Source organism: Hymenobacter sp. UV11 (genome assembly GCF_004684095.1).
Classification (GTDB): domain Bacteria; phylum Bacteroidota; class Bacteroidia; order Cytophagales; family Hymenobacteraceae; genus Hymenobacter.
In genome coordinates, this window is record NZ_SRII01000001.1 from 630,080 (window position 1) to 650,066 (window position 19,987).

The following is a 19,987-nucleotide window of genomic DNA, read 5'->3' on the forward strand; positions in this document are numbered from 1 at the left end:
TATTCTAGCTGCTGCGCCGACGGGGCCGGGCGGCTATGGCCTTCATAGCGGGGGCCGAAGCGCCTTTTTTGCCGGGATTCTTCTTATTACCCTTCTGGCTCTTTTTGTGGTGCTTGCCTTCTTCGAAGGCCTTGCCGGTGCGCTTATCAACCGTTACGCCGGGCTTTATCCACTCCTTTTTTTCGTGGAAAGCACCCTTAAAATCGGGGTCCTGGCGGCGGCGCTGCTCGTCAAGGGTGCGGTCCTGCACCTGTTTTTCGATAAAGGGCGTGTTGGTCAGCGAGACTTCCTCCGGGATGGGCAGCAGCGGAATTTCTTGGTTGATAAGCTCCGCGATGCGCTCCATGTGCTGGCGCTCGGTGGGGTCGGCAAAGGTGATGGCCGCCCCCGCGTGCCGTGCCCGCCCTGTGCGCCCGATGCGGTGCACGTAGTCGTCAAATATCAGCGGCACGTCAAAATTCACCACGTGGCTCACCTGCGGCACGTCGATGCCGCGGGCCGCCACGTCGGTGGCCACCAGGTAGCGCACATTGCCTTCTTTAAAGGCGTCCATGCTGTTCATGCGGGCATTTTGGCCCTTGTTGCCGTGTATTACGCGCACCTCGCCTACGGGCGCTTTGCGCTTGAGAAAGGCGGCCACCTGGTCAGCGTTTTCCTTTGTGCGGGTAAAGAGCAGCACCCGCGTCATCTCGGCTGCATCGCGGTGCAGCAGGTGCTCCAGCAGGTTTATTTTGGTGGCCAGGTTGGGTACCTCATACAGGCTCTGGGTGATGGTCTGGGCCGTTTGGGCGGGCGGCGTCACTTCCACCCGCACCGGAAATTCCAGAAATTCTTCGCTCAGCACCGCTACCCGCTCGGGCATGGTGGCTGAGAAAAGCACGTTCTGGCGCTTGCGCGGAATAATTTCCAGGATGCGCCGAATCTGGGGCATGAAGCCCATATCCATCATCTTATCGGCCTCGTCGAGCACCAGCGTTTGCAGGTTTTTGAAGATGAGGTCGCCCTTTAAATAAATCTCCATCAGGCGGCCCGGCGTGGCAATCAGGATGTCCAGCCCTGCCTTTATCGTCTCAATCTGGGTTTTGGGCCCCAGCCCGCCGTAGATGGCAAAAATGCGCAAATCGGTGTAGGTGGCCAGTGCCTTGAGGTGTTTTTCGAGTTGAATGGCCAGCTCGCGCGTCGGGGCCAGAATGAGCGCCCGCGGGTGCTCCCCCTGCGCATACTTCACCTTCATGAGCAGGGGTAGGCCGAAAGCGGCCGTCTTGCCGGTGCCAGTTTGGGCAATGCCCAGCACGTCGTGCCCGGCCAGCAGCAGCGGAATAGTCTGCACCTGCACCGGGGTGGGCTCGGTGAAGCCAGCCTCGGCTACGGCGGTGAGTAATTGCTTGTTAAGCTTGAAGTCGGCGAAGGCAGCGGGGGTATCCATCCGGCAAAGGTCGGGCTATTTTATTGAGTAATCCCGTTTCGGCCGTCATGACACTCGCAAGGACAGGTGAGTTTTTACGCAAAAATTCTTGCGAAAAACAATCCCTCACGTATCTTTGCACTCCCAAATCACCACACGGTAGATATAGCTCAGCTGGTTAGAGCGTCGGATTGTGATTCCGAAGGTCGTGGGTTCGAGCCCCATTATTTACCCTCGCAAAAGTCCCCGGATGCGAATCCGGGGACTTTTTTTGTTATTTGCATAGTTGGGTACCCATCGCCCAATTCTCTACCCAATTCTAATTTCCCGCAATGAGTCTGCTCGTTATCGGCTCCGTGGCCTTCGATGCCCTGGAAACTCCCTTTGGCAAAACCGACAAAATCATCGGTGGCGCAGCTACCTATATCAGCCTGTCGGCCTCGTATTCGACCAAGCCCATAAACCTGGTGGCCGTGGTGGGCGGCGACTTTCCGCAGTCCGACATCCAGATTCTGGAAACCCACGGCGTCGACACCGAAGGCCTGCAAGTAAAGCCCGAGGAAAAGTCGTTTTTCTGGTCGGGTAAGTACAGCCAGGACCTCAACTCGCGCGAAACCATTACGACGGAGCTGAACGTGCTCGGCTCGTTCGACCCCCTCATCCCGGATAGCTACCAGGGTTGCAAGTACCTGATGCTGGGTAACCTGGCTCCGCAGGTGCAGCGCCTAGTCATCGAGCGCCTGGTCAACCGCCCCAAGCTCATCGTGCTCGACACCATGAATTTCTGGATGGATTCGGCCCCCGATGAGTTGTTGGCCACCATCGAAATGATTGACGTGCTCAGCATCAACGACGAGGAAGCCCGCCAACTGTCGGGCGAGTACTCGCTAGTGAAAGCCGCCCGCAAAATCCTGGCTCTTGGGCCCAAGTTCTTGATTATCAAGAAGGGTGAGCATGGCGCGTTGCTCTTTCACAAGAATAAGGTGTTCTTCGCCCCAGCCCTACCCCTCGAAGAAGTATTCGACCCGACCGGCGCGGGCGATACCTTCGCCGGCGGCTTCATCGGTCACATAGCGGCCACCGACGACTGCTCGTTTGAGAACCTCAAGCGTGCCGTTATCCACGGCTCGGCAATGGCCTCGTTCTGCGTCGAGAAATTCGGTACCGAGCGCCTGCTGAATCTTACGCAAGAAGAAATCGAAGCCCGCGAAGCCCAGTTTGAAGAGTTGGTGAGAGTGCAGCCGGTAGGCGTCACGGCCTAGGTCATAAAGGTTAAAAAGAACGTCATGCTGAGCTTGCCGAAGCATCTTGTTCGCGTCGTTAGGATTAGTATTCCAACGGTCCGAGCAAGATGCTTCGGCAAGCTCAGCATGACGTTCTTTTTTATCCTTACTCAACCTACATCCTGACCTATGCTATCTACCTGGCTGCGCAAAAACTTAGGTGAAGTATTTGCCTTCGCCGCCCTCGCGGTGGTGATGACGACCAACCTGCGCCTACCCGTGCTGAGTACGCTGCAACGCGGCTTGTTGGCAACCGGGCTCTGGCATGCCGCGCCGCCCACGGCCCCGGCCGCGCTGCTCGTGCAGTTTGCCAGCGTGCGCGCTGACTATCCCTACCCCCTTCCACTGCTCACGCTCAACGGCCGCCCGGCCAACCTGCGCCAGTTTCGGGGCAAGACGGTGCTCGTGAACCTGTGGGCCAGTTGGTGCCCGCCCTGCCTGGCCGAAATGCCCGGCCTGCAAGCGCTCTACCAAAAAACGGACACCGCCAAAGTGGCCTTCGTGCTCATCTCACTCGATGAAAACCCGAACAAGGCGCGGGCTTTTCTAAAGAAGAAGGGCTACACGCTGCCAGTATTTTTCCCGGCCGCGCCGCTACCCACGCCGTTCGACCCGCCTTCCATTCCGTCTACCGTCATCCTCACGCCCACCGGCCGGCTGGCCGACCGCCACGACGGCATGGCTGACTACGACACACCTGCCTTCCTGGCGGCCTTAGAGAAGCTGGCCGAATAACCTGGCTTCGGGGCGCAGGCAGGGGGTAGGGGCAACCTTATGGCCCCTTAGTGGGTACACTAAGGATACGCTCACTAATCCTTTTCCCGCCATGTCATTAGCTCATAAAGACGCCGACCCGAAGGACGAAAAAACGTCTGTCAATCCCTTCGAGAATACCAAGAAGAAGAGCACCCAGGTGCAGAACCCGAACAATAATCAAGTGTCGCATCAAGGTAACACCACCGACGGCGCCGATGCCGGCGAAGGTGTAAACAATATCCGCAGCAACCCGCAGGGTAACAACCCGATGTCTATTAACAAAGGCAAAGTGGGCAAAGGCGGCGACACGAAGCACTAACCGCAGATGTAGCGGATTCAACTGATTTCGCGAATACGCCGCTTTGCGGCTGACTAACAAACGCAACAAAAAAGCCACCTCTTTAGGTGGCTTTTTTGTTGCAAGACATTTGATAAATAGTATCATAGAAGCCAGCTACAGGCCAGCCGTGCCGTCCACGAAATCCGTGAAATCCGCTAAAATCCGTGCTAATCAGTGGTCCCAGCCCAGCCACTTCTGGAAGCCGGCCTTCTGCGCCTCGTCGGCCTCGACCAGCTTCTCCACCGCGTAGCGGGTGCCAAACCCTACCCCCGGCTGCGCGGCCAGCTCCACCAGCAGCAGCCGGTTTTGCCGGAATACGGCCACCTCGTAGCGCGGGGCCTCGGTGCTGAGCAGGCTCTGTAGATTCATATCGACGCGGCGGCCGTTGATGGCCACAATCTCATCATCGACGGTGAGTGCGGCGGCGGCCGGCGAGCCGGGCCAGATATAAGTGACCTCCGTGCGCTCGTTTTTCACCACCGTACGGAAGCCAAAAGTGCCTTCTGAGGCTGAGGCGTTTTCCATGGTCACCAGCTGGCAGCCCACGGTGTGCAACGCCTTGTCGAGCGGTTCTTGCAGGGGCGCGGTGCCATTGATAAACTTATCAAAATAGACCTGCATTTTGCGGCCGGCCACTTCGCCCACAATGCGCGCGTAGTCCTCATCGGTGTAGCCGATGCCGGTTTTGCCAAAGTCCTCGTAGAGGCGACGCATCACGTCGTCGAGGCTGCGGGCGTGGCCGTGCAGCTGCCGGATGGTGAGGTCGAGTAGCAGCGCGGCCAGCGCGCCCTTGTGGTACACGCTCACCTTGCGGTCGGGCACGCCGGGCCGGTAGCCATCGAGCCAGAGGTCCATGCTGGCATCGGCCAGGCTTAGGTTCTGGCCGCCCATGTCGTCGTAGTGCTTACGCAGCACGATGTTCAGTTCCTCAAAATACTGGGCCGGCGTGCGCACGTGGCTGCGGGCCAGCAGGTACTCGCCGTAGTAGGTCGTGATGCCCTCGGCGATGTAGCAGGTGCGAAAATAATTTTCGCGGGCGTAGTCATAGGGCTGCATCTCGGCCGGGCGAATGGCTTTGATGTTCCAGGTATGAAACAGCTCGTGGCAGCTCACGCCCAGCAGCTCTTTATATAGCGCCTCGTGCATCAGCAGCTCGGCCGGGCCCAGCACAATCACCGTCGAGTTGTGGTGCTCCACGCCGTGGTAGTGCTGGTAGGGCAAAAACTGGTTAAGAAAATGATAATCAGTCACTGGGAAGTCGCCGAACAGCTGAATCTGTTCCTCCGAAAACGCCTTGAAATCAGCCAGCAGCCGGGGCCAATTAACTAGTGCTTCCTCGCCCTGCGCCCACACGTGGAAGGGCACGCCACCCGCCTCGTACTGCTGGTGCTGAATGCTGGGGCTGGCAATGAGCGGCGCATCGGCCAGCTGGTCAAAGTTGCTGGCTTGCAGCGTATTGGGAAGCGTCTGGGGTAGGCCGCAGGCCAGTCGCCAGTCGGCGGGCAGGTCGAGGGTAAGCTGGCAGGGGGCGTCTTGCTGGCCCTCGGCGTACATCAGGGCTTGTACGGGGTTGAGGTAGAGCTGCGTAGCGTCGAGCCACGAGCCGCCAGCATCCATCTGGTGGGCGTAAAAATTGTAGCGCACGCGCACGCTGCGGCCCGCCGCGCCGGTCACTTCCCAGCGGTCCTTGGTCATTTTGCGGTAGGGTAGGGGCGCATCGGTTTCGGCATCACTGATTTCGACCCGCTGAATTTTCTGGGCGAAATTCTGTAGCTCATAACGGCCTGGCCGCCACGCGGGCAATTGCAAGGCCAGCGGGCCGTCAGCCTCGGCCGGCACCTCCACCATGAGCTGAATCTGGAGGTAAAACGTGAGCGGATTTTCGAAGGAAATGTGATAGTAAGTCATGGGCAAGAGGGAATGCAACTGGCAATGTAAAACGGAGTGGTACTCCGTTTGGACGCAAGCAGTGGTAAATAAGGGGGTAGGGTACGCCTACTACGTACCTTATGACTTGGATGCAAAACGGAGTGGCACTCCGTTTTACTTAGCGCTTGCTATTCTAAAACGAAATTCGTACCTTTGCCGGCCCAACTCGCAATTTGACCGGACATGAAACGTACCTATCAACCCTCGCAGCGCAAGCGCCGCAACAAGCACGGTTTCCGCAACCGTATGGAAACCGCTAACGGCCGCAACGTGCTGGCCCGTCGCCGCGCCAAAGGCCGCAAGCGCCTCACCGTATCGGACGAAGGCCGTCACAAGCGCTAGGTTTTTAAGCTGTTAGCAACTAGCTGATAGCTTTTGTCTGGCAGGTAGCCGCATTGTTGGGGTAGGTACTTCTTTGGCTTAGCCAGGAATAACTACCGCTACAATGCGGCTTCGCCATTTCTACTATCGTGACCGAACTCCCCGCCGCCAGCGCGCCGCTGCCCACTGGCCGAACGTATACTTTCCCCAAAGCGGAGCACCTGTGCAGCAAAAAGCGCATCGAGCAGCTTTTTAATCGCCAGAATCCTTCGCTGGGAGTTTACCCGCTGCGCCTCACCTGGATGCCGGCCCCGGCGCGCACCACTACCCCCCCCGAAGTGCTCATTACGGTGCCTAAGCGCACCTTCAAGCGGGCCGTGGACCGCAACCGCCTCAAGCGCCTGATGCGCGAGGCCTACCGCTTGAATAAGTACCGCTTACTGGAAGCTGAAAATGGCCATCCGGTGGCGCTACTGGGGATTTTGTACACGGGCAAAGAAAAAAGCGAGTTGGGCCTGATAGAAAAAAAATTAATTTCCGGGATGAATCGTTTGCTGGCAGAAGCCGCGGTGCAACCTGCATCGTAGGTAGGCAACTCTTCACTAAGAAACGAAGAATGAATTGGGAGAAAATAAGAATCGCTATTTAAGTAGCGTTTCCTCCGGCATTCTTCATTATCTTTCTGCCCGATGATAAACCGTAAAAAATTACTCGCAACTCTTGGTCTGGGCGCGCTCGGCCTTGTTAGCTTTCGGGCCGCGTCCGATAGCGAGCGGTATTTTGAGATTGCCAAGAACCTCGACATCTTCGCTACCCTCTTCAAGGAAGTGAACACGTATTACGTGGACGAGATTACGCCCGGCAAGCTGGTGAAAACGGGCATCGACGGCATGCTGAAATCGCTGGACCCGTACACTAACTACATACCCGAGGACGATATTGAGGACTTCCGCACGCTCACGACCGGCCAGTACGGCGGCATCGGGGCGGTGGTGGTGAAGCGCAATGGCAAAACGGTGGTGCAGAGCGCCTACGAGGGCTACCCCGCCCAAAAGGCTGGTTTGCTACCCGGTGATGAAATCCTGACTATCAACAATATCAATGTTGATAAAAAGACCAACGCCGACATTAGCAAGCTGCTCAAGGGCCAAGCCAACTCGGTGGCCAAGCTGATGGTGACGCGCTACGGCCAGGATAAGCCGGTCGAAATCGACATCACCCGCGATAAAATTCAGGTTGATAACGTGCCGTATTACGGCATGCTAACCGGCGATATTGGCTACTTTCAGCTGGGCGGCTTTACGATGGATGCGGGCCGCGAAGTGCGCAACGCCGTGGTAAAGCTCAAGGAAAAAGGTGCGAAAAAACTGATTTTTGATATTCGTGATAATCCCGGTGGGCTGCTCAATGAGGCGGTAAACATCTCCAACTTGTTTGTAGACAAGGGTTTCGACGTAGTAAGCACCAAGGGCAAGGTGACGGAGTGGAACAAGACATACAAGGCGCTCGACGTGCCGCTCGATACTCAAATACCGATTGCCATCATTACGAGCAACCGCTCGGCCTCGGCGTCGGAAATCGTGTCGGGCGTGCTGCAGGACTATGACCGCGCCGTGCTGGTGGGCGAGCGCACCTTTGGCAAGGGCCTCGTGCAGGCTACCCGGCCGCTGAGCTACAACTCGCAGCTGAAGGTGACCACGGCCAAGTACTACATCCCTAGCGGGCGCTGCATTCAGGAAATCGACTACTCGCACCGCGCCGATGATGGCGCGCTGACCAAGTTCCCGGATTCGCTGCGCACGGCCTTCAAAACGGCCGCCGGCCGCACCGTGTACGATGGCGGCGGCGTGGCTCCCGATGTAGATGTGCAGGACCGCGAAATCGCCGACATTACCCGCGTGCTCATCCAGAAGAGCTACCTGTTCGACTACGCTACCCGCTACCGCTCCGAGCACGCCACCATCGTGCCGGCCCGTGAGTTCAAATTGTCAGATACGGATTACCAAAAGTTTGTCGCGTACCTGCAAGGCAAGAGCATGGCCTACAGCACCGACGCCGAGCGCGTGCTCACCGACCTTACCAAGAAGGTGAAGGAGGAAAAGCACTACGAAGACGTGAAGCCCGAGTTGGACGCTATCAAGCGCAAAGTAGCCGCCAACAAAACCAACGACTTGCAGCGCTTTAAACCCGAAATCAGGGAGCTGCTGGAGGAAGAAATCGCCTCGCGCTACTACTACGAGAAGGGCCGCACCGAAGCGGGCTTCGACGACGACCCCAATATCCAGGCCGCCGTGGCCGTGCTCAACGACCCCAACCGCTACGCGGCGCTGCTAAAACCAGGGGGTAGGGCCGCCAGCGCCACGAAGTCGGCGGGTACGAAGTAGAACTAAAAGAAAAAGCAGACCATCTGGTCTGCTTTTTTAATGCTTTAATATGAACGAAAGAAAGCAAATGCTCGAAAATCTTATTAATCAAACCAGTATCTTAAAAGGTACGGTTGATTCATATGCAGATTTTGTCAACATTCTTAAATCCAAAGAGCTTCGTCTGTCAATCGTAGAAAAACTTCAAAGCCTGAGGACAGAATCTGCGGAAACTAGAGCAGCGTTTATCTGCGAACAAAGCGAAGAAAACTTTACTGCTAATCGTGAAAAGTGGGGCATTCCTAATTTCAAGGAAGACCTAGTCAATAGTAGCGATTTCGAGAATGGTTTTCTGTGGAAATTTCGTGCTCACTCAACCTCTTGGAGTGAAAATCAATACGCTGATAAGTGGTTTTATACGTCTTTAGAAGCAAGAACAATCAGGCGCTATGAATTTTGGAAATGTGATGAAGGGCCAGATACATTAGACTTTTACTTCGAAGGAGATTATAAATCAATATTAGAGCGACTTTTAGCTGACCATATCCATGAAGTTCTTATTAGTCCCGCATTCTCTGCTAATGAATTAAAGAAATTTATAGCTGACTTTTCCGAGGATGAGGAAGATTACACGTTAGAGGAAGTTATAGAGGATTATATTAGTCAGAATCCAAATTACAAACCCTAGTAATAAGCTCCCGCAACCAAATACCCTTGCACATAATCCCGAATACCCTCCTCCAGCGATGCAAACGGCCGGTCGTAGCCGATGCTGCGCAGCTTGCGCATGTCGGCTTCGGTGAAGTACTGGTAGGTGTCGCGGATGTCCTCGGGGGTGTCGCGGAAGCGGATATCGGGGGGTAGGCCCATGGCGGCGAAGGTGTTGAGGGCGAGGTCCTGGAAGGTGCGGGCCTGGCCGGTGCCGAGGTTGTAGAGGCCTGAGTGCGTGCGGTGGTGCAGCAGGAAGTAGCATACTTCCACCACGTCTTTTACATAGACGAAATCGCGCATCTGGCCACCATCGATGTACTCGGGGTTATGCGAGCGGAAGAGCTGCATGCTGCCGTTTTCGCGAATCTGGCGGAAGGCGTGCAGGATGACCGAGGCCATGCGGCCCTTGTGGTACTCGTTGGGGCCGTAGACGTTGAAAAACTTGAGCCCGGCCCAGAAATAGGGCTTCTCCTCTTGGGCCAGCGCCCAGGTATCGAAGTCGTTTTTGGAGTCGCCGTAGGGGTTGAGCGGACGCAAATGGAGGGGTAGGGCGTCGTCCTGGTCGGAGTAGCCGAGGCGGCCGTCGCCGTAGGTGGCGCCGCTGCTGGCGTATACCAGCGGCAGGTTGTAGCGCACGCAGGCTTGCCACATCTGCTTGCTGTAGTGGAGGTTGAGCACGTCGAAAACGGCGGGGTCCTGCTCGGCGGTATCGGTGCGGGCGCCGAGGTGGAAGACAAACTCCACCTGCTCGTGGTGGGTATCGAGCCACTCGAAAAACTCCTCGCGGTCCACGTATTCGCGCAGCTTTTTGCCCTGAATATTAGGTAGTTTTTTCTCAATGGCAAAGTTGTCAACCACGACCAGGTCGTTGAAATTGGCGGCGTTGAGACGGGATACAAGGCAGCTGGCAATGAAGCCGGCGGCGCCGGTGACGACTATCATAGGTTTTGGCTGATAGCTGATAGCAGAAAGCTACTAGCTGAACTACAAACGAAATCTGGCCTTAAAGGTAGCGCCGTGCGCTTGCTGGCTACCTTTGCGGTCATGCGCGTTTGGCCCATTACTAGTCTATTACTGGCCGGATTGGTGGCCTGCCAGTCAGAAAACAAGCTGGCTACCCCCCCGGCTACCGTGCAAGTGCACGACGACCTGGGCCGGGAGTTGACCCTGCCCGCCCACCCGCGCCGCGTGCTGGCGCTGGCCCCTAGTCTCACCGAAATGCTGTATGCCGTGGCCGATACGGCCACCATCATCGCCCGCACGCAGGCCGACGACTACCCGGCCGCCGCGCTACGCAAGCCGCTGGTGAACTCCTACCCCCTCGATTTGGAGCGACTCGTGGCCCTGCGGCCCGACGTGGTTTTTACGATAGAAGGCATGACGCCTCCCGACGCGGCCGCCCGCCTGGAGCAGCTCGGCATCCCGGTCTATTATCAGAAATACCGGCGCGTGGCCGATGTGCTGCGCGGCCTCAACGACCTGGGCCAGCTGCTGGGCCGCCCGGCGCAGGCCCGCCACCTCACCGACTCGCTGCAAGCGCAGCTCGACCAGCTGGCGGCTGGCCCTACCCCCCCGCGCCGGCCCACGGTGCTGGCCCTGGCTTCGGCCGACCCTATTTATGCCTACGGCCAGAACACGCTGTTTACAGACGAAATTCGGCTGGCGGGCGGGCAAAATGCGGTGCGAGATACCTTTCCGCAGCCCTTCCCGGCCCTGACGCGGGAGTACATTTTGAAGATGAACCCGGACGTGGTGCTCGGCGGCCGGTTTGGGAAGCTCGACAGCACGTTTTTCAAGAACAACCCTGAACTGCAACGCACCCGCGCTTACCAGGGCCGCCGCGTGTTTGCCACCATGCCCAACCTGCTCCAACGCCCCAGCCCCCGCGTGGTGGAGGCCGTGCGCGAGCTGCAACGCCTGCTAACCAACTAGCTTATGCCTGCCACGCACCCCGGCCGATGGCTGCTCGCGGGCACGCTGCTCACGCTGCTGCTACTGGGCCTGGGGCTGCGCGTGGGCTCGTACGTCACTAGCTGCGAGTTTATTCTGCGCACGCTGCGGCACTACGACCCCACCGACCCGGCCCAGCTGGTGCTGGTGCAGCTGCGGCTGCCGCGGCTGCTGCTGGCCTGGCTGGCTGGCGCGAGCCTCGCGTTGAGCGGCTACCTGCTGCAAACGCTGGTGACTAATCCGCTGGCCGACCCGTATTTGCTGGGCACGGCGTCGGGAGCATCGTTGGGGGCTATTATCACCTACCTTTTTTTTCCGGCGCTCACGTGGGGCGGGCTGTATTTGCCACCGCTGGCGGCCCTGGCGGGTGGGCTGCTGGCCACGGTACTGGTGGTGGCTATTGGCTCGCGGCGGGGGCGGGTGCTGCCGGCGCCGCTGCTGCTGGGGGGGGTAGCGGTGGGCGCGCTGGCGGCAGCAGCGGGCTCGCTTATTACATTTTTAAAGGCTGACCAAGGCAATTTGCAGACGGTGGTTTTTTGGGCGTTCGGGTCGTTTGAGCGGGCCAGCTGGGCGGTGCTGAGCTACCCGGCGGCCGTGCTGGTGGCCAGCCTGGGGCTGCTGGTTTTTCTGCAAAAAGACCTAAACCTACTGCTGCTGGGCGAGGAGCGGGCGCAGGCGCTGGGACTGCCGGTGGCGCGGCTGCGCTGGCTGCTGCTGGGGCTGGTGGCGGCCCTCACGGGGGGGGTAGTGGCGCTGTGCGGGCCGATAGGCTTCGTGGGCCTGGTGGTGCCGCACCTCACGCGGGGGCTGCTGGGCACGGCGGGCCGGGCTAATCTGGCGTTTTGCGCGGTGCTGGGCGGTGGCTTCCTGCTGGCCTGCGACCTGCTGGCGCGGCTGCTCTACCCCCCCGCCGGCCTGCCGGTGGGCCTGGTGACGGCCCTGTTGGGGGTGCCGTTTTTCGTATCTTTGCTGCGGAAAAAGAGTTTCTAGGTGTCAGTTGTTCGTTGTCAGTTGTCAGGCTGTGCGAAAAAGGGCTGACAACTAATAACGAATAACTGACACCTAAAAACATGCTATACGTTAGCCGCCGCGAGCACTTTAATGCCGCCCATAAGCTCTATAACCCCGCCTGGAGCCCGGAGCGCAATGCGGAGGTGTTCGGTCCCTGCGCCAACGAGAACTGGCACGGCCACAACTACGAGATGATAGTGACCGTGAAGGGCCAGCCCGACCCCGACACCGGCTTCGTAGTGGACCTCAAGGCTTTGAGTGACCTGCTGCGCACGCACATCACCGACCAGGTTGACCACAAAAACCTCAACCTCGACGTGCCCTTCCTGACTGGCCAGCTGGCTAGTACCGAAAACTTGGCTGTGGCTTTCTGGCAGATTATCGAGCGCGAGCTACCCGCTATCAGCTCGGCCAAGCTACACTGCGTGAAAATCTACGAAACGCCCCGCAACGCGGTGGAATACTTTGGCGGCTAGCGCCGAAATTATGATTTATGAATTGTGAATTATGAATTGAGTCTGCTGTTTCGATAGGGCCTTGATTATCAATTCATAACTCATAACTCATAATTCATAATCAAACCAAATGAAATACTACCTCATTGCCGGCGAGCGCTCTGGCGACACCCACGCCGCCCACCTGCTCCGCGAGTTGAAAGGCCAGGACCCTGCTGCCGATTTTCGGTACTGGGGCGGTGACCAGATGGAGGCGGAGGGCGGCCACTTGGTGCGCCATTACCGCGAGCTGGCCGTGATGGGCTTTTGGGAAACTGCTACTAGCCTGCTCAAATTTCGGGGGTTTCTGAAGCAGTGCCAGGCCGATATTCTCGGCTACCAGCCCGATGTGCTGATACTGGTGGACTACGGCGGCTTCAACCTGCGCATGGCGGCCTGGGCCAAGGCGCAGGGCATCCGGGTGTTCTACTACATCTCGCCCAAAATCTGGGCCTGGAACCAAAGCCGCGTCGAAAAGATAAAGGTGCTGGTAGACAAGATGTTCGTTATCCTACCCTTTGAGGAGGAGTTCTATCAGCGCTTTGAGTATAAGGTAGACTACATCGGCAACCCGACGGCCGATGAGGTGGCGAATTTTCAGCCAAACCCGGACTTTATGGTCCAGCACGGCCTCGACCCCAAGCGCCAGATTATTGCCGTGCTGCCGGGCTCGCGCAAGCAGGAAATCGAGGAAATGCTGCACGAAATGCTGGCCGTGCTGCCCGCGTTTCAGGAGTATCAGTTTGTGGTGGCCGGCGTGAGCAATCTTGACCGGGCATACTACCAACACTTTGAGCGCAATGGCATTAAGCTGGTATTTGACCAGGCATTTGACCTGTTGAGCCGGGCCAGCGCGGCCCTCGTGACCAGCGGCACGGCTACCCTTGAAACGGCGCTGTTTAATGTGCCGCAGGTGGTGTGCTACCGCACCAGCAGCCTCACCTATCTCATTGGCAAAGCGGTAATTAAGGTGCCGTATATCTCGCTGGTCAACCTCATTGTGGGCCGCGACGTGGTGGCCGAGTTCATCCAGGGCGGCTTCACGGCCCGCAATCTGCTTGATGAGCTCAAGCGCTTGCTCACTGATCAGGAATACATCGCCAAGCAGCGGGCCGGCTACGCCGAGCTGCGCCAGAAGCTGGGCCAGCACAGCGCCGCCCGCCAGGCTGCTACTTTGATGGTAAGCTACTTGCAGGAGGCTTAGCGCTACGTTATCAGCTTCTGCCGTTTTTAGCTCGTAGAGGGCGCGAAGGCTTACGCAGAAGGAGCTGAGCTCGTAAGCCAGCGCACTTAAAACCCCATGACTATGCCTACCCCCCAGCCACCGTCCCTGGCCAGTGCCGAGCGCACCACCGTGCAGCGCGTAGTGGGCAATACCGTCACGGCAGCTACCGACCTGCTGGCCGTAGAGGCGCCGCTCGAAATCAGCCTGGGCTATGGCTCCGCCGACCACCGCCAGACGCACACGCTGGCCGTGACCATGCGCACGCCCGGCCACGATGCCGAGCTGGTAGCGGGCTTCCTGCTGAGTGAAGGCCTGGTGCAGCAAACTGCTGATATCGAAATGATTGAGCACCGCGCCGACCCACGCCGGCCCAAGGAGCGCGGCAACGTGATACGCGCCGAGCTGGCTCCCGGCGTGGCTGTGGCCCTGAACCGGCTGGAGCGCCACTTCTACACCACGTCAAGCTGCGGGGTGTGCGGCAAAACCAGCATTGAGGCGGTACACGCCAGCTCGTGCCCTACCCCCCCGCCAGCCGACAGCCCGCGGGTGTCGGCCGCTCTCATCCACTCCTTGCCCGAGCGGCAGCGGGCGGCCCAGCGCGTGTTTGAGCAAACTGGCGGCCTGCACGCCACGGCGCTGTTTTCGGCGGCGGGTGAGCTGCTGCTGCTGCGCGAAGACGTGGGCCGCCACAACGCGTTCGATAAAGTGGTGGGGGCCGCGCTACTGGCCGGGCAGGTGCCTTTGAGCCAGCATATTGTGCTGCTCAGCGGCCGGGCCAGCTTCGAGCTGGTGCAAAAGGCCGCCGTGGCGGGGGTAGCGATTCTGGCGGCGGTGGGCGCGCCCAGCAGCCTAGCCGTGGAGGCGGCCGAGGAGTTTGGCCTCACCCTGCTCGGATTTGTGCGGCAAGAGCGCTTCAACATTTATACCCATGCTCAAAGAATCACGGATTAAACGGATTTTAGACGGATTTTAGACGGATTTCACGGATTTTGTGGACGGCGCTTTGCTAACTCAAGTTGCGAGGCATGCTCCCCGGTCCGCCGGCGCGAGCAGGCCGACCGGTTGTCGTTGCTGGGGCCGCATTTGTCAACGATAACCGGTCGGCCGGCTCGCACCGGCGGACCGGCTAGCTGGCCCCTCCAACTGAAACTTTCCCCCGCAGCCAGCTACGCTGCAACTTGAGTTTGCCAGGCTGTACCTGTATGGTTAGTGGTAAGTCAAGCCTAGTTGAAGTCTGAGGTCCCTACCCCCCTCAGTACCCCACCAGCAAACCAATGAGCGAGATAAATATTACGTAAGGCTACGGACAGGCGAAGCCCAAAAAGCGCCGTCCACAAAATCCGTGAAATCCGTTAAAATCCGCATAATCCGTGATTTATGAAGTTAAGACTTGAAGAAAATTCCCTGCGCCTGCGTTTATCGGAGGCCGAGGTGGCGCAGTTTGCCCGCACCGGGCAGGTGGCGTACACTATTGCGTTTGGCCCTACCCCCGATACAACGCTGCACTATTCGCTGGAGCGCCTGCCTGATACTGGGCTAGCCACGGCCGTGCAGGTGCACTACGAAGCTGGACGGTTGGCCGTGCAAGTGCCGGCTACTATTGCCCGCGAGTGGACTGAAACCGAAAACATTGGCTTTAGCGAGCAGGTTTTAGTAGCTAAAAACCAGGAATTGCGTATCTTGGTAGAGAAAGACCTTGACTGCCGCCACTAGCCTCAGGCAAAACCTGGACGGGTACAGTTAGCTTACAAACGCTACTTTTTATTCTACTATCTCATGCAGGATTCCCCCGCCAACGACCCCACCAAAGCCAAAAACCCAGCGGAGCAACAGGCTGAAAACAAGCCTAAAAGTGGCGAGCGCCCCAATCAGGGTGCTACCCCCGTTGCCGATAACTACACCGCAACTGGCAACCATAAAAAAGAAGCAGCCCACGTAGGCGTTCCGGATACTATGGGTAATAAACACAAATACAGCGTATTGGCGCAGCCTCCCGAAGAGTTGACCGGCCTGCAGATATCACCTCAGCAGCGCATTGCGGCGGGCGTAACGGCCGTGCTCAAGTCGATGGAGTTCAACTGGGGTGAGGCGGGCTTGGCGCGTGGCACCAAGGCCTTGCTTAAGCTTAATCAAAAGGATGGCTACGACTGCTCGTCGTGCGCCTGGCCCGACCCCGATGACCACCGCTCGATAGCTGAGTTTTGTGAGAACGGCGCCAAAGCCACTGCTTCCGACGCCGACGATAAAGCCTGTGGCCCGGAGGTATTTGCCAAGTACAGCCTCGCTGACTTGTCGCGCCTCACCGACCGCGACCAGAATAACATGGGCCGCCTCACGCACCCCATGGTGAAGCGTCCCGGCGGCACGCACTACGAGCCCATCGAGTGGCGCGACGCCTTCTACCTCATTGCCGACACGCTCAACGGCCTACCCTCTCCCGATGAGGCGACGTTCTATACGTCGGGTAAAATCCCGAACGAGCCGGCGTTTTTGTTCCAGCTTTTCGCGCGCCAGTTCGGCACGAATAACCTGCCCGACTGCTCGAATATGTGCCACGAGAGCAGCGGCTCGGCTTTGAGCCCTACGCTGGGCCTGGGCAAAGGCTCCGTCACGCTAAATGATATTCACGAGGCCGAGGTAATCCTCATCATCGGCCAAAACCCCGGCACCAACCATCCCCGGATGCTGTCGGCGCTGCAAATTGCGAAGCGCAACGGGGCCAAGATTATCAGCATCAACCCGCTGATGGAAGCCGGCCTCAACCACTTCCGTAATCCGCAGGATTTTATGAATCCGCTACGGGCTATGGGCGCCCTGCTGGGTGATGGTACGCTCATAACCGACGTGTTTCTGCAAGTGCGGGTAGACGGCGACATGGCCGTGTTGCGCGGCATTATGAAGCACCTGTTCGAAGCCGAGGACCTAAACCCCGGCCAGGTAGTTGACCATGCCTTCATCAAGGAATTTGCCCTTGGCTTTGAGGATTTTGAGCAAAACATCCGCAATACCAGCTGGGCCGATATTGAGGAAGTGAGTGGCCTGACCAGCGCGCAGCTGCTGGAAGCCGCTAACCTGATTGCCCACAAGCAGAAGATTATTACCTGCTGGGCCATGGGCGTGACCCAGCAGCGCCAGGGTGTGCAGACGATTCAAGAAATTGTGAACCTGCACCTGATGAAAGGCGCTATCGGCAAGCCTGGCGCGGGCACCTGCCCGGTACGCGGCCACTCCAACGTGCAGGGCGACCGCACGATGGGTATTTGGGAAAAGATGGCGCCATCGTTTATGGAAGCGCTGGGCAAGGAATTCAGCTTTGAGCCGCCCAAAGAGCACGGCCGCGATGTGGTGGACAGCCTCAAGGCGATGGCATTGGGCAAAACGCAGGTGTTCTTTAGCCTGGGTGGCAACCTGCTGGCTGCCGGCCCCGACACCGAGCTGATTGCCGACGGCATGCGCAAGCAGAAGCTGACCGTGTTCGTAGCCACCAAGCTCAACCGCGGCCACCTGACTACGGGCGAAACCAGCCTGCTGCTTCCCACCTTTGCCCACGTCGATATCGACATGCAGCAGTCGGGACACCAGATGACGTCGTGTGAGAACTCGATGGGGGTAGTGAGCCAGAACAAGGGCGTGCTGACGCCGCTGCCCGGCCAGATGCTGAGCGAAGTAGCCATTTTGAGCGGCGTAGCCATTGCTACCCTCGGCGAAAAGCTGCAGGGCGACTGGGTGGCCATGACCCAGAACTACGACGTTATCCGCGACCACATCAGCCGGGTTATTCCGGGCTTCGATAACTTCAATGAGAAGCTGAAGCGGCCAGGTGGCTTCTACCTGCCCAACGGTCCCCGCGAGCGCAAGTTCACGACAGAAGACGGCATGGCGCATTTCACGGCCACTGAGCTGGAGAAATACCCGCTGGAGCCCGGCCAGCTGGTGCTGATGACCATTCGCAGCCACGACCAGTTCAACACCACCATCTACGACTATAACGACCGCTACCGGGGCGTGCACGGCGAGCGCCGAGTGCTGTTTATGAATGCGGAGGATATTAAAGACCGTGGCCTCAAAGCCAAGGAGCTGATTGATATCACAAGCCATTTTGAGGGCGAAACCCGCACGGTAGAGGTATTTCAGGTAGTGCCCTACGATATTCCGAAGGGCAACGTATCTGCCTACTTCCCCGAGGCTAACCCGCTGGTACCCATTTCGAGCGTAGCCAAGGTGAGCAATACGCCCACCTCAAAATACGTGGTAGTGACGGTGGTTAAGTCAAAAGTGACGAAGGCTACCGCGCAACATCGGTCGGTCGCCGAAGCAGCAATGGCCTAATCAGCCACTTGCCGCACGCTGAAAACGCCCCTGACGTCTTGTCGGGGGCGTTTTACTTAATAACCCCAACCAAAAGCAAACTGAACCGTTGATTGCCTATAGCAGATTAGCAAAAAAGATACTTGCGCTGCTTGCCGAGTGAAAGGATGCTTCTACCTTGCACTGAAATAGGCGCTTACAAGCAGCGTAACATTCATAATCTTTATTTTTCACCCCACCCGCATGGCCGATACTTCTTCTTCTCTTCTAGACCGCAGCCGCACCATTGCGTCGGCCGGTTACAACCGCTGGCTGATACCACCAGCCGCACTGGCCATCCACCTGGCTATCGGGCAGGCCTACGCTTTTAGTGTATTTAACAAGCCGCTGGGCTCTCTTATTAGCGGTGACCCCGCCAACCCAGCCCCCAGCGACTGGACGCCTACGCAGATTGGCATTACCTTTTCCATTGCCATTGTGCTGCTGGGTTTATCGGCGGCGCTGTTTGGCAAGTGGCTGGAGCGCGTGGGGCCACGCAAGGCCATGATGGCTTCTGCGCTCTGCTTCGGCGGCGGCTTCCTGATTGCTTCCTACGGCATTAGCCAGCACAATATTTGGCTGCTGTATTTTGGCTACGGCTTTGTGGGCGGCATTGGTCTGGGTATTGGCTACATTTCACCGGTGAGCACGCTTATTAAGTGGTTTCCCGACCGCAAGGGGGTAGCCACGGGTATGGCCATCATGGGCTTTGGTGGGGGCGCCATGATTGCCTCGCCCATGTCGGTAGCGCTGATGAGCCACTTCAAGGCTTCGGCCCCGCAGGGGGTAGCGCCGACGTTCATCGTGCTGGGCATCATCTACTTCCTATTCATGCAGTTTGGGGTGTGGACCATCCGGGTACCCGCAGACAACTGGGCTCCGGCTGGCTACGTGCCCAACGCCGAGCACAGCGCGCTCATCACCAGCGGCAACGTATCGGCTGACAATGCCATCAAGACGCCGCAGTTCTGGCTGCTGTGGGTAGTGCTGCTCACCAACGTAACGGCCGGCATTGGCCTGCTCGAAACTGCCTCGCCGCTCATCCAGGACACGTTTTCGGACAAAGCGATGGGGGTAGGGAATGGCGTAACGGCTGCCGCCGCCGCTGGCTTTGTGGGCTTGCTCAGCTTGTTCAACCTGTTGGGTCGTTTCTTCTGGTCGTCAGCTTCCGATAAGCTGGGCCGCAAAACCACCTACGCCATCTATTTTGGCCTGGGCATTTTGCTCTACGCCCTCGTGCCGACGCTGGGACACAACCTACAGCTGACGTTCTATGTAATAGCAGCTTGCGTAATTGTGAGTATGTACGGCGGGGGTTTTGCTACGGCCCCGGCGTTCTTGTCTGACCTGTTCGGCAAGTTCCAGGTAGGTGCCATTCACGGGCGCTTGCTCACGGCCTGGAGCACGGCCGGCGTACTTGGCCCGCTCATCGTGCACCAGCTGCACGACCACGCCAAGGAAAAAGGCCTGACCGGCGCGGCCGCTTACCAAAACGTATTCTACACCATGGCCGGGCTGCTCGTAGTGGGCCTGCTGGCCGACCTGGCCATCACGGCTGTGAATGAGAAATACCAGGAAAAAGGCCCGGTAACCATCGAAGCGGGCGGCCACTAGGCTGCCATTCCTCACCCTCTAACTTTCGTAGTGTATGAACCCGAAACCCAATTCCGCCTCCCCGGTCGCAACTGATGCGCCTGCGGGCGGCTCAGTCATCCTGGCCTGGCTCTTCGTCGGCGTGCCGCTGGTGTGGGGCGTCTCGCAAACGTTTATCAAAGCCCTGGCGCTGTTTAAGTAAGCAATTTGCCTGAAGCTAAAAAGCCGCTCGATTCTTTAGGAATCGGGCGGCTTTTCG

19 protein-coding genes and 1 tRNA gene are annotated in these 19,987 nt (G+C 58.3%); 17 read left to right on the forward strand and 3 right to left on the reverse strand.

Going from position 1 to position 19,987, the window contains the following annotated elements; all coding sequences use genetic code 11:
* Window positions 1–4 precede the first annotated feature (4 nt).
* A complete protein-coding gene (locus E4631_RS02460; protein WP_133658504.1) occupies window positions 5–1,426 on the reverse strand; it encodes a DEAD/DEAH box helicase in 1,422 nt (473 codons plus the stop codon).
* Between the two features lie 138 nt (window positions 1,427–1,564).
* Here E4631_RS02460 and E4631_RS02465 point away from each other — a divergent pair.
* From E4631_RS02465 to E4631_RS02480, 4 genes are all read left to right on the forward strand, one after another.
* Window positions 1,565–1,638, forward strand: a tRNA-His gene (locus E4631_RS02465).
* 99 nt (window positions 1,639–1,737) lie between these two features.
* The gene (locus E4631_RS02470) at window positions 1,738–2,667 is read left to right on the forward strand and encodes a PfkB family carbohydrate kinase (RefSeq protein ID WP_133658505.1); all 930 of its coding nucleotides are present in this window, start codon (window positions 1,738–1,740) and stop codon (window positions 2,665–2,667) included.
* A gap of 150 nt (window positions 2,668–2,817) precedes the next feature.
* Window positions 2,818–3,423, forward strand: coding sequence for a TlpA disulfide reductase family protein (locus E4631_RS02475; protein WP_240734614.1), 606 nt, complete (start codon window positions 2,818–2,820; stop codon window positions 3,421–3,423).
* 91 nt (window positions 3,424–3,514) lie between these two features.
* Entirely contained in the window at window positions 3,515–3,763 is a 249-nt protein-coding gene (locus E4631_RS02480; RefSeq protein ID WP_133658506.1) for a hypothetical protein, read from the forward strand.
* Window positions 3,764–3,955: 192 nt separating this feature from the next.
* On the opposite strand, the gene E4631_RS02485 is transcribed toward E4631_RS02480, so the two are convergent.
* Window positions 3,956–5,692, reverse strand: a complete 1,737-nt coding sequence (locus E4631_RS02485) for a M61 family metallopeptidase (protein WP_133658507.1) — start codon at window positions 5,690–5,692, stop codon at window positions 3,956–3,958.
* A gap of 204 nt (window positions 5,693–5,896) precedes the next feature.
* Between E4631_RS02485 and rpmH the strand changes: the two genes are divergently transcribed.
* The 4 genes from rpmH to E4631_RS02505 all read left to right on the forward strand — a co-directional run bounded on the left by rpmH (window position 5,897) and on the right by E4631_RS02505 (window position 9,085).
* Window positions 5,897–6,055, forward strand: a complete 159-nt coding sequence (gene rpmH, locus E4631_RS02490; protein WP_068337113.1) for a 50S ribosomal protein L34 — start codon at window positions 5,897–5,899, stop codon at window positions 6,053–6,055.
* 128 nt (window positions 6,056–6,183) lie between these two features.
* Window positions 6,184–6,621, forward strand: a complete 438-nt coding sequence (locus E4631_RS02495) for a ribonuclease P protein component (RefSeq protein ID WP_240734616.1) — start codon at window positions 6,184–6,186, stop codon at window positions 6,619–6,621.
* Between the two features lie 102 nt (window positions 6,622–6,723).
* Window positions 6,724–8,418: a S41 family peptidase gene (locus E4631_RS02500; protein WP_133658508.1), complete on the forward strand. Its 1,695-nt coding sequence runs from the start codon at window positions 6,724–6,726 to the stop codon at window positions 8,416–8,418.
* 49 nt (window positions 8,419–8,467) lie between these two features.
* The gene (locus E4631_RS02505) at window positions 8,468–9,085 is read left to right on the forward strand and encodes a hypothetical protein (RefSeq protein WP_133658509.1); all 618 of its coding nucleotides are present in this window, start codon (window positions 8,468–8,470) and stop codon (window positions 9,083–9,085) included.
* On the opposite strand, the gene rfaD is transcribed toward E4631_RS02505, so the two are convergent.
* Window positions 9,082–10,050: an ADP-glyceromanno-heptose 6-epimerase gene (gene rfaD / locus E4631_RS02510; RefSeq protein ID WP_133658510.1), complete on the reverse strand. Its 969-nt coding sequence runs from the start codon at window positions 10,048–10,050 to the stop codon at window positions 9,082–9,084. The genes E4631_RS02505 and rfaD overlap by 4 nt on opposite strands.
* A 102-nt stretch (window positions 10,051–10,152) precedes the next feature.
* Between rfaD and E4631_RS02515 the strand changes: the two genes are divergently transcribed.
* The 9 genes from E4631_RS02515 to E4631_RS25780 all read left to right on the forward strand — a co-directional run bounded on the left by E4631_RS02515 (window position 10,153) and on the right by E4631_RS25780 (window position 19,930).
* A complete protein-coding gene (locus E4631_RS02515; RefSeq protein ID WP_133658511.1) occupies window positions 10,153–11,040 on the forward strand; it encodes an ABC transporter substrate-binding protein in 888 nt (295 codons plus the stop codon).
* A 3-nt stretch (window positions 11,041–11,043) separates the two neighbouring features.
* Window positions 11,044–12,048, forward strand: coding sequence for an iron ABC transporter permease (locus tag E4631_RS02520; protein ID WP_133658512.1), 1,005 nt, complete (start codon window positions 11,044–11,046; stop codon window positions 12,046–12,048).
* Window positions 12,049–12,128: 80 nt separating this feature from the next.
* The gene (locus E4631_RS02525) at window positions 12,129–12,545 is read left to right on the forward strand and encodes a 6-carboxytetrahydropterin synthase (protein ID WP_133658513.1); all 417 of its coding nucleotides are present in this window, start codon (window positions 12,129–12,131) and stop codon (window positions 12,543–12,545) included.
* A gap of 109 nt (window positions 12,546–12,654) precedes the next feature.
* On the forward strand, window positions 12,655–13,767 hold the full coding sequence (gene lpxB, locus E4631_RS02530) for a lipid-A-disaccharide synthase (protein WP_133658514.1): 1,113 nt from the start codon (window positions 12,655–12,657) through the stop codon (window positions 13,765–13,767).
* Window positions 13,768–13,863: 96 nt separating this feature from the next.
* On the forward strand, window positions 13,864–14,739 hold the full coding sequence (fdhD, locus tag E4631_RS02535; RefSeq protein ID WP_240734619.1) for a formate dehydrogenase accessory sulfurtransferase FdhD: 876 nt from the start codon (window positions 13,864–13,866) through the stop codon (window positions 14,737–14,739).
* Between the two features lie 426 nt (window positions 14,740–15,165).
* Window positions 15,166–15,501 (forward strand): hypothetical protein, encoded by a 336-nt coding sequence (locus tag E4631_RS02540; RefSeq protein ID WP_133658516.1) that lies wholly within the window; start codon window positions 15,166–15,168, stop codon window positions 15,499–15,501.
* Between the two features lie 63 nt (window positions 15,502–15,564).
* Complete coding sequence (locus E4631_RS02545) at window positions 15,565–18,117, forward strand: FdhF/YdeP family oxidoreductase (protein ID WP_133658517.1); 2,553 nt, start codon at window positions 15,565–15,567, stop codon at window positions 18,115–18,117.
* 222 nt (window positions 18,118–18,339) lie between these two features.
* Window positions 18,340–19,749: an OFA family MFS transporter gene (locus E4631_RS02550; RefSeq protein WP_133658518.1), complete on the forward strand. Its 1,410-nt coding sequence runs from the start codon at window positions 18,340–18,342 to the stop codon at window positions 19,747–19,749.
* 34 nt (window positions 19,750–19,783) lie between these two features.
* A complete protein-coding gene (locus E4631_RS25780) occupies window positions 19,784–19,930 on the forward strand; it encodes a hypothetical protein (RefSeq protein WP_166648151.1) in 147 nt (48 codons plus the stop codon).
* Window positions 19,931–19,987 lie beyond the last annotated feature (57 nt).